The sequence below is a fragment of the Pedobacter sp. N23S346 genome, from assembly GCF_048515415.1.
In the GTDB taxonomy this organism is placed as follows: domain Bacteria; phylum Bacteroidota; class Bacteroidia; order Sphingobacteriales; family Sphingobacteriaceae; genus Pedobacter.
In genome coordinates, this window is sequence record NZ_JBLYEE010000017.1 from 37,413 (window position 1) to 56,160 (window position 18,748).

Sequence of the window (18,748 nt, forward strand, 5' to 3'; positions counted from 1 at the left end):
CCTTTAACCCGATAAACAATAGGTGAAACAAAAACGAAGAACCCCTAGCAAAATCGTCTTCCTGAACTTGATTCAGGACCTTTAACTCGATAAACAATAGGGGAAACAAAAACGAAGAACCCCTCGCAGAATTGTATTCCTGAACTTGATTCAGGACCTTTAACCCGATAAACAATAGGTGAAACAAAAACGAAGAACCCCCTCGCAAAATCGTCCTCCTGAACTTGATTCAGGACCTTTAACCCGATGAACAATAGGGGAAACAAAAACGAAGACCCCTTCGCAAAATCGTCTTCCTGAACTTGATTCACTGTTGTCCGGTAAAACTTTTTGAACAAATTTTTACCGGACAGCCTAATCACAAATGGCTGCAATATTCCTTAACCAAAAGAATATTTTGCAGGATATGGAAGCTATGAGCGGTTTAAAATATTAAAACCTCTGAAAATGATAGTTTTTTACCGGACAGCCGAATTAGTGCAAGATTTTTAGGAAACCTATAAAACAATGGGCTTACCTTTTAAAAATGAGATAAAAACAGCTTTTTTAGCTTGATTTAAAGGATTTAATGGATCGTTTAAACTTTAACCGGACAACAGTGAACTTGATTCAGGATCTTCAACGTGAAAACAATCAGTGAAACTAAGAATGGGAATCGTTATAAAACTTATTATATGAGCTAAATAACCACCCCGCCTTGTAGGCATCCCTCCGGAGGAGGGGAATGGCCAGGAGCATAAAAATAACATTTGGTTACAGGATCGCAATAGAGATTCTTCGCTACGCTCTGAATGACAAAATCGAAAGAAAAACGACAGGCGAAAAACGACCAACGATAATCCTCCCGCTACTTCACCACCTCCAGCGCCTTCCCATTCACCATTACATTTTCAAATTTAACACCATCATACTTATTTTTAAGCACCGGATTTGGCGTGGTCACTTCAATATTTTTAAAGGTAAAATCTGATAACTGATCTAAGGGATTCCCCTGCATTTCTCCGAATTTGGTACTCGTTACTTTAATGTTCGACATGGTGATGTTTTTGATCACACCAAATGGCTTTTCATTGCTACCAGCCAAATTAAAAAACTGACTCCATGGATTTAAATCAATCACAGCACCGCTGGAACCAGTGATATTTTCTACAGTAATATTTTCAAAAAACTGAAAAGTATCACCACGCATTTTAAATTTTAAAATCGGGCAAGTGTTATTCACCACGCAATTTCTCATAGTAATGTTCTTCGCATGGATACTTTCGCTTCCCAGGGTAAGTGTAGCATGGGCCGGACCAAAGGTACAGTGCTCAATCAGCACATCTTCTACAATGCCATTCTGTGGCAATTTATGTGCAGTGGGCCCTTTTCCCCCCTTAATTACAATGGCATCATCATTCACAGAAATATAGCAATTGGTGATGGTTACTCTTTTACATACATCGATATCCACACCATCGGTACTGGGCGCTTTAACGGGTTTAAATGGTGAACGGATATCTGCATGATCTATTAATACATCATTGCATTGATACAAATGGGTTGTCCAGAAACCAGCGTTGCAAAGCTTTATGTTTTGAATTTTTACATTATTGCATTTCCAGATAAAAATTAAACGCGGTCTGCTCACCTCGAGATTGGTTGAACTTTTACCAATTTTTTTCATGTCTTCGCGGTGTGCCCAAAACGTTTTCCAAAATTTCAAACCATTACCATTAATAGTTCCGGGGCCCGTAATACTAAAACCATCAACACCGTAAGCGTTAACCAATGCGGCATAATAATCAAGGCTCTGCCCTTCCATCCGGGATGGAATCAGGGAATAATTTTTGATCTCATCTGATCCTTTCAGCACTGCACCTTCCAGTAAAACTAAACTGGTTTTTTTCTTAAAGAACAATGCGCCGCTTAAGTAAGTCCCTTTTGGAATTATGATCGTTCCTCCACCCTTTGCAAAAGCCTTATCGATTACTTTCTGAATGGCTTTTGTTTGCAAAACAGTACTGTCGCTTTTTACCCCAAATTTAGTGATGTTATATTCCTGGGCATTAGCAGCGTAAAAAAAATTAAGGATTAGCAAAAGTGCAAGTATTTGTTTCATAGTTTTAGGGATACAGATTTTGCTTAATTAATTTCTAAAAGGAAGAAGTAATAAAGCCATAAAAAGCTGTTTGTAGTGCGTGAGGATATTTGGTTAATAGACGAATATCTATTGCGTCAGTTTCAAAGATCAGCAATATGGGTATGAAATGCATCCTGTGGTATCCTGCACTATTGGCTACTTTTCGAGAACGAAATAAATCGTTTTCATCCCTCTTGATGCCTTTTTATTTTGTCCATAATTCAGAGATGCCTGATCAGTAATGACTGACGAGATGCTCATGGATTGATCCGTTTGAGATTCAATTTTCCATTCGGTTTGAACGGCAATATTAGTGTTTTCGATCAACAATTGCCTGTTGTTAAGCGTTTTCACTACCTTATAGCCAGAGGCAACTACATTTGATTTTAAATCATAACTCAATTTAATCTGCGATTGATCAAATGTCCAATAGGTTTTAATTGCATCGGCTATACCATGCGAAACAATCTGCCCTGCAGCATCATACAATACCAATTCGTACCCACCAGTCGACCATTTTCCGCTTAGAGATGTTGTTACTGTAGTATCATCAGTTTTTTTCTTACAGGCAAACAGGAAAGAAAACATCAATAGCAAGAAGAGAGATTTTTTCATGGGTTTGCTTTAGATGATTAAATTTAAAAATAATGCCTCGGAATCACAAGTTTAAAGTCGTGTTTACAGGTAACAAAAAAGAAGCTATCCTAATTATTTACTTACATTGAGATTTTTCATATTAAAGGATAATTTAGTTTCATAGAATTCATCATTTCGGTCGGTTGGACACACGACCGATAGATAAAGTAGTTCAATATTTTTTAAGTTCTTCGATAGGCACAGGATGACATTCTGAATTATTAAGATTTGTCATATTGAGCCTGTCGAAACACTATTAAGAACATTTTCTTTAAGTCCTTCGACAGGCTCAGGATGACATTTTGAATTTATGATACAGCTTCTATTACTATTTTTATTTCCATTCAAATGGTAAATACCAGTTATCCGGATTCATCAGCTTTGCTCGTGCAGCGGCTGCATTTGGATCGCCATCTTTCAATAATTTCTGGTAAACCCTTTCTGCAAGGAAAGCCGGATTATTTTGTCTCCGGGCAATGCGCAGCAGATCTGGCCAGCGGTTTCCTTCAAAGGCAAGCTCTAAAGCGGCCTCATCAATCAGCTTGCCTTCCAGACCAATTACATCGGTTTGAAAACTTACATTTAAAGCGGTTACGCCTGCACGGTTTCTAATCCCTGTATTCCGGTACCATGCACTTCTGTAATCGCCATTAAATCTTGCATCAAAGTTGAAGGGATAACTATAAGGCGATGCCATGGTATTAATTTCTTCGAAAGAAACCGGTGCAGCAGCTCCGGCGGCAGTTCTGGTACCTACATAAAACGTATTGGCAATTCCAATATTTAAGAAGGCCCAACCCAATTTCCCTTTTCCATCGCGGTTAGCGGCTTCAGACATTCTTAAATGCAATAACGCTGCACGATAAATGCCCCATTTGCCGCCTTTATTTAAGTTAGAAATTGGAATAAGATTATCTGTTAACTTAGTAATCGCTGGTCCGGAGGTAGTGGTTTCGTAAGATAAACGTCCACGTGCATCGTACGGAATTCCGTTGTACTGTCTTTGTTCATTCCAGTTATCTATGGCAGCGTTCGAAGGCTTAATTAAATATTTTCCATAGAGAGGCGAACAAAATTCAATCATCGGGTTACCGGGCTTGAAACTAGAACTATAAGGAATCCCCCATAGAAACTCCATGTTCCAAACGTTGCCGGTATTTGGAGAACTGAACATGGTTTTCCAGCCCTGATCATAAAGCAGGGTACTTTCATCCTGAGATCTACCATACCTGACCGATTGATCATTATATGCAGAATTAAGATAATAACCAATCTTATAAGCATCGTATGCGAAGTTGATATTGGTATTATCGTTCTCTACATTCATAATTTTATGGTAGTTTTCTGCAGCCTTAACATAATTGTTGTTCCACAAATACAAATCACCCAAGACAAAAGGTTTACAAATGAATATTTTTTGAGTATTATTTCCATCAATGGTGATGACCAAGGGATTACCTGATGGATAGGCATAAACTTCTTTATACGGTAACTTTTCGGTAAAGTCAATCAATCGCGTTAGCAACTGGTCGAAAGGAATGCGCGGATAAGTGCTGAGGTTTTTAATATCATCTACATTTTCGATTGGTTCTGTAATATAAGGAATGCTCCCATATTGAATGCCCAATTGCAGGTAAATCCAGCTGCGCAAAGCACCCACATCAGCATAATGTTTGTTATAATCATCCACACTCATGCGGAAATTATCAGCCATTATTTTAAAGTTTTTCAGGATATCATTACAGTTTAAGATCACCTTGTAATAAGGTCTGGGATCGATGTAAGGATTATCTTTAGTAGTGGTATGATTGGCCAGCTGCTTTAAATAAGGATCGGCATTTGCGGTTACATCAACCAAATCTGCACGCAGTTCATTCTGTAAAATATAGGTTTTTTGCAGGCTTAAAAACTGACCATACAGGCCAATTACGGCTGCATCAGCATCTGCCACATTGCGGTAAGCATTGGTAATATCAAGCTTATCTTCCGGCACCTCATCTATTATTTTCTTGCAAGACCATGAACTTGTTGCAAGTATGGCTACTGTAAATATGGCGACAACTTTTTTATTAAAATCCATCTTCATCGTTTTATCAATTATAAATTATAAACCAATTCTTACCCCTAACTGCACCGATCTGAACTGTGGCTCCAGTGTGGTATCAACACCTTGGGTAAAAATACTTCCAGTTGCACTAAACTCCGGGTCGTAGCCTAAATAGTTGGTAAAGGTGAGCAGGTTATTTCCGGTAGCATAAATTCTGGCGTACTTAATGGCCTTTGTTTTTAACGGTACATTATAGGTTAGGTTTACCGAACGGAGGCGCAGGTAAGAACCATCTTCAATCCATCTGTCAGAGAATTGCGCATTACCCATTGGGTCGCCAAAACTGGCTTTAGGTACGTTGGTTACCTGCCCTTCCCCTTTCCAACGGTTTCTAATGATGTTGGATTGGTTGTAGTATGCATCGCCAGATCCGAGCACCGAGCGGGTGTAATTGTAAACATCATTTCCCAATACAAAAGAGACTAAAAGATCTAACGACCAGTTTTTATAGCCAAAAGTGTTGTTGAAACTTCCGAAAAGATCGGGATTAGGATTTCCAATCACCACACGATCTGCACCATTGATGATTTTATCACCATTGGTATCTACAAAGCGCATGTCGCCACCTTTAAAGGGCAGCGTAACACCTGCGCTGTTTACAATTGATAATCCTGCGGCAGCCGCTTCGGCATCTGTAGAATATACGCCATTGGTTCTTTGTCCGTAAAATAAATTGGCTGCCTGCCCAATACGGGTAATGTAAGTTCCATCTGCGTAAGTGGTCAAAATATCATTTCCGTCAGGTAAGCTTTGTATTTTATTCTTGTAGGTACCGAGGTTAATGCCTAAATCCCATTTAAAGGTTTTATTCAGAATACGGCCATTTAAAGCAAAATCAAGCCCCGAAGTTTTCATTCCGCCCTGGTTATCGATATAAGAATCGATTCCACCGATGGATGTTACCGGAATATAGGTGAGCATTTTGCTGGTGGTGTGCACGTAATAATCCAGACTCAGGTTTAAACGTTCATTAAAAAACGAGGCATCTACACCCGTATTAAACTTGGCCACCTGCTCCCATTGGATGTTTGGATTGGCAATATTTCCACGAACCAGCCCTTGTAAACCCAATAAATTTTGAGAAACGTAATACTGTCTGTTGTTGTAGTTGCCAATATCATCGTTACCAACCAAACCATAACTCATGCGTAATTTTAATAAGCCAACTTCTTTATAGCCCTTCATAAAATCTTCTGAAGAAACCAACCAGGCACCGCTAATAGCTGGTAACAAGGCTGTTCTTCCGCCAACAATACTTAAATCGCCTTTGCTGTAACTGATGGTTGAAGCGCCATCCCTTCTGCCGAAACGGGAAGAAGCATCTACTGCCATTGCAAAGTTTAAGTAGTATTTATCCTTATAATTATAATCGGTTGTGAAATAATTATTTAACGAATTCCAGTTGCCAATATCGCCCCCGAAGCGCCTTAGTGAGGCATTACTGTTGCCAATACTGATCAATACATCAGTAGCTGAATTGTAGCCGATGGCAAAATCCTGCTCGCTTGAATTCTGTGAATAACGGGAACCGAGTTTGATATTCAGGTGATGATCTTTTGCAAATGTTTTGTTGTACGCAAAGCGAAGATCATTAAATACATTCGAATACCTGATGACCTGAGAACCTAATTTACTATCGCCAATGGTATTATCTAAAACCTCATCTGTAACGCCTTTTCTCGGAATGAATAATGTTTCCTGCGTTTTATCGTAGGCAAGACCTGTTAAATTAGAAAGCGTTATGCTTTTAGATAACTGATAATTAAAGTTAATATTTCCGAAGATCCGATAGGCTTTTTTCTGGTTTAATCCTTTTTCGATTAATGCCCTCGGATTGCTCACGCCCAAAATATCTGCATCGGCTAAGTTTGGCGAAACTGCCCCGGTAGAGCTGATTTCATTCCTCGCCAGGAAAGGTGCTTTAACCAGTGAAAGAAAAATTGGATTGGTACGCGGCGCAATTCCCTGATCTTTTAATGCCTGTTCGGTATAAGTGAACGAAAGATTGGTATTGGCCTGCAATTTTTTAGTCAGGTTTAAATCACTATTGAAACGCATGTGATAATTCACATTGTTGGTAGAATCGATGATGCCTTTATCTTTCGCATAACCTGCCGATAAGGCATACTTCGCGATGTTATCGCCACCGCTTACCTTTAAAAAATAATTCTGATCAAAACTGCGTTTGAAAACTTCTTTCTGCCAGTCGGTATTTTGATAATAAACCGGATAAGTTGGGTTGGTAGCAGCATTTGGGTCATCGTTCATATAAGGCAGCGCAGCAATTGCACCGCTACTTAAACCCTGGCTTTGCAATACATCAGAAAGGTAAGTTCTGAAATCGCCACTGTTCATTACCGAAAGTTTCCGCGGAACCAGGTTCATACTGCTATAGGCCGAAAAATCGATTTGTGTAGCCAAATCCTGTGCATGGTTGGTAGTAATTACCATTACGCCATTTGCCGCTTTGGTACCGTATACTGTTGCAGCCGCAGCATCTTTAATTAAGGTAACGCTTTCAATATCTCTCACATCGATAAATTGAAGTGGGTTGTTGCGATGCCCTTCTGTAAGCGATGTTCCGTAAGCATTGGCATCGTAGATCATTCCATCTACCACATACAGTGGCTGGTTAGTGCCATAAAGCGAGGTAAATCCCCGAACAAAAAGATCTGCGCCAATGCCTGGTGTACCCGATCTTCTGATGGAATTTACGCCCGCCATTCTGCCTTGCAAATAGCTATCTAATGTTTCGCCATTGGTGCTCCAGGCGCCTTTAGGATTAGCGGTTGATATGGCTGAAGAAGTACGGGCCAGGTTTTGTGTACCTGATGGCAACACGACCTCGGTAAATAAGGAGGTATAATCTGCAGGATACAGTTTAATCACGGCCATTTTCCCTGCATGAACGGCCAGCATCTTGGTATGATAACCTGTGTTGCTAATTAAAATCGTCGAATTTAAGTTCGGAACAATGATAGAGAACCGTCCTTTATCATCAGTTAAAGCGCCAGAAAAATCGGTAACCGTAAGTTTAGCACCAACAATAGCTTTATTGGTATACCCATCTACAACGGTACCGGTAATTTTTTGGCCAACCAGCTTTTTCTGTCGGATTTTAACCGTTGTGGTATCGGTGCTGTACTCGCTGGAGTCTGTAGCAATGGTATCGGTTTGCTGGGCAAGTGCTGCAGTAGCATATATTAAACCGAATAAGGCCAATGATAATCCTCTTTTTATAATGGTAAAATGATACATAGTCAATTTTATTTCAGAATTATTTGGTTAAGGAAGAATAGGTTCAAATCTCAAATAATCCAATATGAGCGTATTAACGTTTACTGATGTGCTGTTTGCAGATGTTAGTCTTAAATCTAAAAGGCCATATTGTTTGGGTGAATAATCGCCTAAATAAACTTCATTATAATTTAACGGACTAACCAATTGGGTAGCAAAAAGATCGTAAACAGGTGCATCGATGGTAGAAGTAAGCGAATTAAAGATGAAATATCGCTGGGTGAAGGCTGCAACCTGTGCATCACCGGAGTTACCAGCAATGGCCCTGGCATAAACTTTATATTTAACAAATGGTACGCCACTTCGTAAGTATCGGATGTAGTTTTCGGCAACGCCGTGGTTATAAATTTCAATATCTCTGTACTGAACGCCCTTATCATCAAGTTTTAACCTATAAAAAGTATTGGCAGTTCTTATGGCTCTGAAGGATATTGGATTTTCACCTTCAATTTTAAAACTCGCCACTTTGTCTTTCAACCTGAAGGGCAGCGCATTCATCACATATACAATTCCATTACTGGCACGGTAAGATTTTACTATTGCTGATTTTAAAACAGGAATTTTTACTCCGCGTAGCGATAGTAAGGTATCTGGCAATTGATCTGGTGTAACCAAACCTTTCACCGTTAAATCGCGCACCAGTGCAAATTTATCGGCAACAGAAAAGTAAGGTGTTAACTTTGCGGCCTCACTATTGAAGGTCCCATCCTGCAACATAAAGAAGGTATATTGCTGGTTTTCAACACGTAGATCAGCAACATTTGCCCAATAGGCATTTCTGGAAACCAATGGCGGGTTTGGCGCAAAGATTGGTGCACCAAGATTATCATAACCGATAATGGTGGCATTGGCAGAATCTATTACCTGCGCAGTAATGGTACTGATGTAAGCTGTTTGCGCAGCGGCATCGGTACTGCCCAGCATATATTCCCAGATATTTAACCGGCTTGGTACCGCCTGATTAATAGCATAAACTACGCCGTTTTTTACAAACTGGCCCTTTCCTGCAACTGTAGCATCTTCAAATTTATTACCGATAATGGTGGCGTATTTTTTATTAATCAGGGCTACTTTTAAGGTATCGTTTGCAGTTAGAGGCGCAGTTACCGTAGTTAAGGCAATATGGTTTGCCACAAAGTCTTTCAGTTTCACCGGATCAGCAACAATGGCGGCATCTAAACCTGCAAGCGCATCATTTGTAGGTGCCCAAACAGAATAATTTTGCGATGAACTCAGCAGCTGATCATAACCCGTGCTGCGAACGTACTCACTAAACTTGCTCAGATTTGGTTGCGCTGATAATTTTTGAAATACATCTGTGGTATTATCAATATTAATCAACTCATTGTGTTCTTCCAAAGTATCCTTACAGCCTGTAAGGCCGAAAGCAAAGAGGAAAATAAACAGGGTATTTAATATATATTTTTTCATTAGAACATTCTTAATGGTTAAACTGGTTATGGCCTGTTAAATGCTGTTCCTGATATGGAGAATCGCGGATAATTCTGGTCAGCATCAATCGGGATAAAATGAATCATATCAATGTTTGTAGCACCGTTACTCCCATTACCAGTGGTGATAATGCTAAACTTGATCCAATGCCTGTCGGTGGTCTGAATATCAGCAGTACCCGCTAACCGGCCGACCATCAAACCCCAGGTACTACCTGTTATAGGTTGAAGACCTCTCAATGTTCCCTGAACATCGGATGTAGTAGCCATATATCTTTTAAAGCCATTGGTTAACATCAATGGATCAGCAGATGGCAAACTTGAAGTAGCACTGGTTACGCCAGATACATCCAGGTTTTGCCTTAAATCGACCAGGTTTGGTAAAGTTTGCTCGCCTGCACGGCCTGCATCTACCACTACCTGAAAAGCACCAGACGAACCATTCTGCGCATAGCAAACCCATATTCTATACCGGCCTTTAACTAACATTGGGGTTCTGATTTCAAATGATTGCGCCCGCTGGACATTCTGTCCTAATGAAAGCGACAGATAATCATTACCGTTGTATTTACGGCTTGGATCTGGAACCGTTACCGTTTGATAACTTTGCGCCTGTGTGATCTTTGACGGATCAAAAAATAAGATCCCTGAAGTAAGATTTGCGCCATTTGCAAATAATGGAATAGTAGCCGCAGAAGAGCCCCTCCACCTCGGGTTTGCCCTTAGTTCTGGCTGATCTGCCACATCAAAATAAACAGCCGTTTGTAAACGAACCTTAATGGCGAAAGGTTTTTTTACTTCGTGTGCTACACCATTTGAAGCGGTTCTATCACTAAAAGTTCTATTAATTTCTACACCGGGTTCTACTACGCCATTAAACTCATCTTCATTTAAAAGAATAGACTGACCGGAAAATTTCGTGGTGATAATTTCTTTTGGTGCCAGCGTATAAATAGCCGGAGAACTGATAATATCTGGTATATAACTCGGACCGGCAGAAATGTGATAAGCCATATACAACCATAAACTATCGGCATGATTTTTTGGATTTCCGGTTTTGGAATACCGACTTCTAAAGCTGGCATAACTGGCATAACCTGCTGCTTTTAAAGCAGAATCAGATTCAGCAATAAAAGTTTGAAACCTGCGCGTAGTATCTTTTGCCGTGGCGCCATCAATGTTTAGCGAATCGTAAAAACCAGTCTCTTTTAGCGCCTGGGTAAAATAGCTGTAGCGAGGATTGTTTTCGATAGTTTGTGCCAGCGTTAGTGTAGCGGGCAAAAGCACATGGTCTAAAACATGAATAATACCATTACCAACCTTAATATTTGATTTGATTAGCTTCGCCGTTTTGTTCACAATAAAACTACTCACCCCACCCTGGTTTACGGCTCCGGTTTGCAAATACTGCCCATATAAAGTAATCTGCGGTAACTTGCCATCAGTAAATTTGTTAGTGGCAATGGTATCTGGCAATAGATGGTAGGTAATTACACCTTTTAATTCTTCAACGCTCAGATCAGCAACAGAAGCTTTACCTTTTACTTTTAGCCATTCTGTAATGGCAGCATTATCTGGCGCAAACAGGGTATATTTTCCATACGCCCCTAAAAATCCGGTAGTTCCAGATCGGTCGATAATTTGCTTAAGCAAGGAGAATTGCTCCGGATAACGATCCAGATACCCCGTTATATTTACATCATCGGTTGTGGCCAATGTGAATGATTCCCTTTTACAAGCATTTATAAACACAAATATAAAAGCCAGTACAATCACCATAAAGGTGATGCTGCGGATGTTAAAATTATTTTTCATCATGCTAAGTTTTATCTGGTGTAAAATGGATTTTGAACCAATTGAGGATCAGTAACAAGTTCTGATTGCAGGATAGGCAGGTAATGGCTGTTAAAATCCTGATACTTGGCTAATGCCGATTGTTGCACTGCCGGAGAAACAGTTTGCGCCACCATACCCAATAGCACACTTAAACGGCGGTAATTATCTCTTTTAGCAATGCGTAAAACATCAAACCAGCGCTTACCTTCGAAAGCAAATTCGCGTGATCGCTCGGCCAGGATATAATCACATATACCATCTTTATCAGCTGGATCTACCGTTTGCGCAGTAGCTGCTACGGCATTTCTTCTCAGTCTGATATCCGCAATAATATTCAACGCTTCCTGCCCTGCATCGGTTTGTGCCAGTGCTTCTGCTTTTAACAGCAATACATCTGTAATTCTATAGGCCTGCCAGTTTACAAACGAGATATTTTCTGTTCCCCATTTTGTAATGGTTAAATCGGAAGTATTATAAAACGCATCACCGCGGATATCAAAATTCCGGTCGGGATCTACATCATCTGCGATAAATACATCAGATGGCAAATATGCGGATGCGGTATACCGCTTATTGCGATTGACCAAAAGATTAAAAAAGATGTTACTTACTGCCCCGGTATTTGCAAATTCGAAAATAGTTTCGGTAGAACTACCATTAAAGAACACATTCAGGTACCAGGAAGATGCGGCAGATTGCATGGCAAATCTTTGTGAGTTGATCACCTTGTTACATTCTGCAATACAGCCCTGATAGTTATCCATCCATAAGTAAACATCGGCCAGAAGCGCATTCACTGTAAATTTGGTTACCCTGCCCTTATCAGTTACATTATTGCCGTAGCTGGTTACTGCCCCAGTTTCTGCTGTTTTTAAGTCGCTTACAATTTGGTTTAAAATTGCCGCTCCAGCAGTTTTTGGCAGGTTCTGTAAATCAGTATCTCTTGTTGTAGCGGTAAGTTTTAAAGGAACATCTCTAAAACTTCTAACCAGGTAGAAATACATCATGCTCCGCAGGGTAAGCACCTCACTTAAATAGGCGTTTAGCTGCCCGGCCGTTAGTGTAGGATCAACATCCCTCACTCCAGGTGCATTATCTAAAACGGTATTGCAGAAGTTAATGGTGCGGTAGAATGCCGACCAGCGAACCAGTGAATTATTATCTGTAATGTTAACATTAAAAACATCAAGTTCATCTGTCAGTGCAGCGGCAGCCGGATCAATCATATCGGCACGAAACTCACCGAACATAAACATATACTCGGTTAGTGCACGGTCATTTACACCCGGAGGCGGAGCCAGCAAAGAGGCATAACAACCTGAAACAGCTGCCTGAATATCTTCTTTCGTTTTCCAAAATCCTTGTCGGGTAATTCCGTCGCGGGGCTGGGTATCCAGCCATTTTTTGCAAGAGCTAGACATGATCAGTACCATGACTACTGCAACACTATATATCAATTTTTTCATGTGGTGGCAGATTAAAAATTAGCGGTTAAACCAAGGGTAATTGTTTTAATTGGAGGAGTGGTAGAGTTATCAACTACGGTAGAAAAAGTAGATAGCCTTACCGGAACCTCAGGATCCTGACCGGTATATTTGGTGAAGGTTAAGATATTCTCCATGGTTACATTGGCACTTAAACCTTTTAAACCAATGCGTTTCAACAAGTCTTTATTAACATCATATTTCAGGGTAACGCTTCTTAAACGAAGGTAAGACCCATCTTCTACGTAGCGATCTGAGCCCAGGAAGTTATAACCAGTGGCATAGGTTGCCCGTGGCATATCTGTTACATCACCCTCCGCTTTCCAACGGCGCAATACCGCTGTACTCTGGTTGCTAAAACCGTACATGTTAGTGGTATTTATTTTTGTTCCGTTGATGATTTCGTAACCCGTTCTATAGGTAAAGTTGACACCTAAACGCAGGTTTCCGTTAAAGGTAACTGCGGTTCCGAAGCCACCGGTTAAGTTTGGATTACCGTTACCGAGGTAAACCACATCTTTATAATCGATATTTCCATCGTGGTTAATGTCTTCATACATAGAATCTCCTGGTTGAAAAACATAATCAATTGTTGGATAAGCGAAACGCATAAAAATCTGCTGCCCGTTCGGACCAATAATCTGGTTACCATTTTCATCAACCGCGATGGTTGAGTTTCTATCTTTATAAACGCCTTTAAATTTGAAGCCATAGAAAGAACCAAATGGGTTATTCTCTTGCAGGTATACTTTAAAAGCATTGTTTTGCGTAATCCTGGCGTTATTTTCTCTTGGTACCAATGGAGAAATTTCGCGAATCATGTTCTGGTTATGAGAAATATTGAAGTTAAAATCTACCCGAAGTTTTTTGCTTTTTACAGGGGTATAGAACAAGCTGAATTCCCAGCCTTGATTATCCATTGTGCCGCCATTCATATCGATGCTTGTAAATCCATTATAGGTTGGAATGGCTAAATCCTGATAAAAAAGATCTGTAGTACGTTTGCGGTAAAGATCGAAATCCATGTTTAACGTATTTTTCAATAGAACAAGCGTTAAACCGACATTAGACTGCGTAACTTTTTCCCAACGCAGATCAGATAACTCGATATTTGAAGGAAAAACACCTGAAGAACCAAGGTAACCAAATCCATAATTTTGATAAGTATTCAGGTACGAATAGTCATTTTTAGGGGCATTACCTACCACACCGTAACTCGCTCTAAAACTTAAGTCATCAATGTAATTAGTGGTATTTTTCATAAAGGGTTCGCCAGAAACCCTCCATCTCACCGAAGCAGAAGGGAACAAACCATAACGATTGTTAGGCCCGAACTTAGAATTTCCGTCCCCCCGAACACCTGCGTTAAAAATGTAACGATCTAAGAATTTATACTGTGCATTTAGCAACAAACCAACTGTACGTGTTTGCGCATACGAGGAATATGCCGAACCTGTTTGATTGGTTCTTCCATCGATAGATGGATCTGCAAGAAATGATGATGCAGTATTGCTGGCAAACATTCCCTGTCCGGTTCTGCGGCTATCGTAGCTGTCAAACCTTGCAAAAGTAATTAAATCGTGTTTTTTACCCATCTCCGGCGTATAGGTCAACGTCATATTGGTCGCCATGGTGAAAGAATCACCGTCAGAATCGCCTGCATAATTTACGATGGCTTCAGAAAATGGTCTTCCGGTAGCTATTTGAGGTAAGAATTTCTTAACCTTGGTGTTATTGATATCTGCCTGGAAATTGGCATTTAATCTTAATCTTTCCGGAATGATCTGATATTGCAAACCGAATTTAGGAATTATCCGCTCTCCGAGTTGTTTATTGCTGGCAGCGATAGCCATCGCCAGTGGATTATAAGTTCCTAAAACGCGTGAATTGGCATAATCATAAACAAAACTTCCTTGAGCAGTACTCGCCGGACTAAAATAGTTTGAAGTTAAATTTCCATATTCATCGTACTCATAAACCGCCTGATTCGGCATTTTGGTATAGGCCACATCCCGCACATTCGCATCTCTCGACCCACTTGGATATAAACTTTGATTATCAATGTGGGTATAGGCAATATCTGCACTGAACCGAATCTTCGTAGATACCGTATAATCCAAGTTCACCCTGGCACTTAAACGCCCCAAGCTTGTACCAACTGTTGTTCCATTTTGGTTGAAATAGTTTACCGAAGCACGGTATTTGGCTTTTTCACCCCCACCCGAAATGGATAAGTTATGATCTTGAAGATAACCAACCCTGGTAATGGCCTCTAACCAATTGGTGTTATTGCTGTAGTTATAATAATTGTAAGGATCGTTTTGGTCATACTGAAACTGTTTAGCAAAATCCGAAGTAGAAAATTGTCGCCCTGCGTTATAAAACTCTTCCAGAATTAAGGAAGAATATTGATTACCGTTTAACATCGGGATGGCGCTTGGCTGCTTTGAATACGAACCTTTAAAGTTATAAGAGATATTCGGCGGACCCATTACCCCTCTTTTAGTGGTAATTACCAATACACCATTTGCTGCACGGGAACCCCAGACAGCTGTAGCCGCAGCATCTTTTAACACACTGATTTCCTTGATATCTGAAGGCGCAATGTTAAGAAGTTGTCCGTAGTTATTTTCATCAGAAGTAGCAAAGTTGAAATCTGAAGGAATAGTGATATCATAAGCCATACCATCTACCACAATCAGCGGATCAACTGCCCCATTGATAGAAGATGTACCCCGGATCCTGATCTGCATCGGCGCACCCGGATCACCACTGCTTGCTGCAATATCCAAACCTGCTAATCTTCCCTGCAAGGCCTGATCAATGGAAGCGGCCTGCATATCTTCGAGTTCCTTTGCATTAATGGTAGAAACAGCAGAGGTTTGATCTCTTTTATCAATCGCCATTCCGCTTCCGTTATCCGTTTTGGCTCTTGATACGATCTGCACCTCATCCATCTGGTTATCTGCAGATTCTAATTGAAAGTTAATAACCGCTTTATCTATTGAAAGTGGCGCACTTGATTTGTATCCGATATAAGAAACGGAAATCCGGTAGGTTTTATCGGCAACGGGAAGAGAATAATTACCATCAATATCTGTAGAAACACCCTTAATCACCCGGCGATCCTTATCAATGATCACCACCGAGGCACCAATAATAGGTTGCTTATCCTTCTTATCAATTACCCTTCCTTTTACATAATTAATTTGTTGAGCGCTGGTTGTAAACGACACCAACAGACAGCACAATACAATAAATGCACTGTATGCAATTTTTTTAGTCATATCTGGTTAGAATTGATATTTTAAGTAAGTGTTAATTTGGTGTATTACCGTTCTGTTAGATAGCACGTTACTTCTATCATTCGCTCCCAATAACACATTTACAGTTGCACCCGTTACATCTCTCAGTTGCACAGAATTTACCGTATTAATGGATACATTTATTTTAGCGGCATCGCCATTATCATCTTTTAACAATGATTCAAACTGGCCTATTTTTTCTCCATCACTTACTACCGTAGCTTTATTAATGATGTGGTATTGGATAAATTTATTTACCAACGTTACGGAAACGCCATCTGTAGCGGTAAAATTCGGAACACCTGTAGTTACATTCCCAGGCAATAACCCTGCACGAACTGCAGCCACAATAGCTGCATTTGTTGGCACAAAAACCGTGTAGTTAACGCCATCGGTTAAGCCAGTAATGGCACCTGTTGTTTTGTTATATATAAAGCTGTTGAATAAATACTGAAAGAAATTATAATAGGGAGCAGTAGGTACATTTCCATATCTTTCGATGTGTTTTCCAACAGGTTGCACCGTATAGGTTAATGCTTCCTTACCATAAACCACCGCTCCGTTAACAGGAGTGGCACTGATAGAATCTACCGGGATGGTTTGTTTGGCTACGGCAACACTATCTTGTGTACCTGCAGAAAGCAACCTGCCTCTATCGTATTTGATGTATTCACCGTTTGAAGCTTCTAAAATTCCAGCTCCTGAAGTGAAATTCGGAATTGGTCTGTTACCTAAAGGAATAATATGTGTTTGAAGAATACGTCTGAAGGCGGCAAGATCGCCACGAATAGGCTGAGAAACGAAAAAAGGATCGTAAGTGAAACCCATTCTTCTTAAGGTTGCATCAGGAATAGGAATAATGAGATATCTGATGGACGGTATTTTTAGTGGAATATTTAAATTGAAATACAGTAAAGCTTGTTTCATGATACTAAAATCAGGATCAAGATTCACATTTCCATATACAGTAGAGAATACACTGGCATCCTGACTTTTATTCGTACCGTAAAAGAAACCATTGCTTAATACTTGTCTGTCGATCACATCTGCAGTGGTTTGCTTGGTTACATCACCCAGGAAGTTTTGAGTCAGCGCAAATTTGCTTGGCCACATGGTACTGGTATACAAATGAGAATTTACGTAATCCCTAATCACATCAGGCGCTACTACATAAAGCTCATTCAGTGTGGTTACTCCTCTTTTTTTCCAGTATTTAAGCAATACGGTTTTAGCATAAGTATCTACAGCGGCATTAGTTGGTGCCAAAATACTATACGAGCTTTGTTGTGCATCGTTGGCATCTACCTTTAAATAGTTCTCATTGTTGGGCGAAAAGCCTAGTAAGGTGCTGTAGCTTTTTACATAAACGTTTCCGGCTTTACCACTTAATACTTCATATCGATGAGAGATTTCTGCATTTACACCAAAAGTGACAAATTTATCCAGCAGGTTTTTAAACGCACTGTAATCTGCCTTACTACTCACGTATTGGTCAATATTTAGTGGTGGGGTAATTACCCTGTCAATCACATGGATTACGCCATTTTCTGCGATGATATTTTGCTGATCGCCCAGAATATGAGCCGACCCCACATTGTTACCATTATAGGCAATGTTTGGATAAAAGAAATTATAATCTGCCGCAGATAGACCAGAGAAGCCCATAAATGGCGATAAGAAATAGGTTACGCTTTTATTATTAAAATCTCCTGGAAAATATATGCCATTGCGATTTGTGGCAATGGCTTTGATTGCTTTACCATTCAAATCTTTATCATCGTAAACAAAATCATAATAAACGGTCCTTCTTCTGAAAGCCGTATTTTTTATAAAGCCTTTTACAGAGAAAAAATCACTGAGTCTTTCTGTTTTTTCGCCATCATAAATCATCGAAAAGCGAACAATCTTTGTGGCCAGATCTGCAGTAATCTCGGTGAGTGCATTCTCCTGCATATAAGTTTTGAAGGCTTCGTCGGTAGGCGCAAAAACAGTCCACGAACCTGCGGTGCTAAGGGTTTCCTTGTAATTGGCTTTGTCGATACAACTTAAAAACTGAGTAAAATTACCCTTAGCCTGAAGTTGCTGATAAATCGGTTCTCCCAAATTCTCCGGGCGACCATAAAATTCGTCAAATTCTTTTTTCCTGCAACTACTCAGAAAAAATACAAATGTCAGAATGAAGATTAAAAATTTTGGTAAAATTTTACTCATAGCAATTTTATTGGATGCGAACGACCAAAAAAACTAGTATGCAAAAAAAGGTATTCTACGAGCGGATCAGGAAAGGAAAATAAAGGGTCGGAAAGAAATGTAGATTTCTATTGCATAGATTCTGTTTAGCGATCGTTATTAAATATTTGGTTAAAAGTTATTTGGTTAGTGTTATGGTTGACTAAATATAGAAACATAACGATTTACGCCCATCCTGTACCATCCTGCCTATTTATTATAAGATGTTAGCATCAAAAATAAAACCTGATCTGAAATGCGTATAAATCGATTTACTTTGT

The 18,748-nt window shown here is 39.9% G+C and carries 9 protein-coding genes; all 9 read right to left on the minus strand.

Going from position 1 to position 18,748, the window contains the following annotated elements:
* Positions 1–847 precede the first annotated feature (847 nt).
* Positions 848–2,101, minus strand: a complete 1,254-nt coding sequence (locus tag ACN1CD_RS21525; RefSeq protein WP_419132479.1) for a glycoside hydrolase family 28 protein — start codon at positions 2,099–2,101, stop codon at positions 848–850.
* Positions 2,102–2,278: 177 nt separating this feature from the next.
* Entirely contained in the window at positions 2,279–2,737 is a 459-nt protein-coding gene (locus ACN1CD_RS21530) for a hypothetical protein (protein WP_419132480.1), read from the minus strand.
* 355 nt (positions 2,738–3,092) lie between these two features.
* Positions 3,093–4,838 (minus strand): RagB/SusD family nutrient uptake outer membrane protein, encoded by a 1,746-nt coding sequence (locus ACN1CD_RS21535; protein ID WP_419132481.1) that lies wholly within the window; start codon positions 4,836–4,838, stop codon positions 3,093–3,095.
* 24 nt (positions 4,839–4,862) lie between these two features.
* Positions 4,863–8,123: a SusC/RagA family TonB-linked outer membrane protein gene (locus tag ACN1CD_RS21540; RefSeq protein ID WP_419132482.1), complete on the minus strand. Its 3,261-nt coding sequence runs from the start codon at positions 8,121–8,123 to the stop codon at positions 4,863–4,865.
* Between the two features lie 27 nt (positions 8,124–8,150).
* A complete protein-coding gene (locus ACN1CD_RS21545; RefSeq protein ID WP_419132483.1) occupies positions 8,151–9,593 on the minus strand; it encodes a fasciclin domain-containing protein in 1,443 nt (480 codons plus the stop codon).
* 26 nt (positions 9,594–9,619) lie between these two features.
* Complete coding sequence (locus ACN1CD_RS21550) at positions 9,620–11,431, minus strand: fasciclin domain-containing protein (RefSeq protein WP_419132484.1); 1,812 nt, start codon at positions 11,429–11,431, stop codon at positions 9,620–9,622.
* 8 nt (positions 11,432–11,439) lie between these two features.
* Positions 11,440–12,915 (minus strand): RagB/SusD family nutrient uptake outer membrane protein, encoded by a 1,476-nt coding sequence (locus tag ACN1CD_RS21555; protein ID WP_419132485.1) that lies wholly within the window; start codon positions 12,913–12,915, stop codon positions 11,440–11,442.
* 11 nt (positions 12,916–12,926) lie between these two features.
* The gene (locus tag ACN1CD_RS21560; protein WP_419132486.1) at positions 12,927–16,220 is read right to left on the minus strand and encodes a SusC/RagA family TonB-linked outer membrane protein; all 3,294 of its coding nucleotides are present in this window, start codon (positions 16,218–16,220) and stop codon (positions 12,927–12,929) included.
* 6 nt (positions 16,221–16,226) lie between these two features.
* Positions 16,227–18,449 (minus strand): fasciclin domain-containing protein, encoded by a 2,223-nt coding sequence (locus tag ACN1CD_RS21565; protein ID WP_419132487.1) that lies wholly within the window; start codon positions 18,447–18,449, stop codon positions 16,227–16,229.
* Positions 18,450–18,748: the final 299 nt, after the last annotated feature.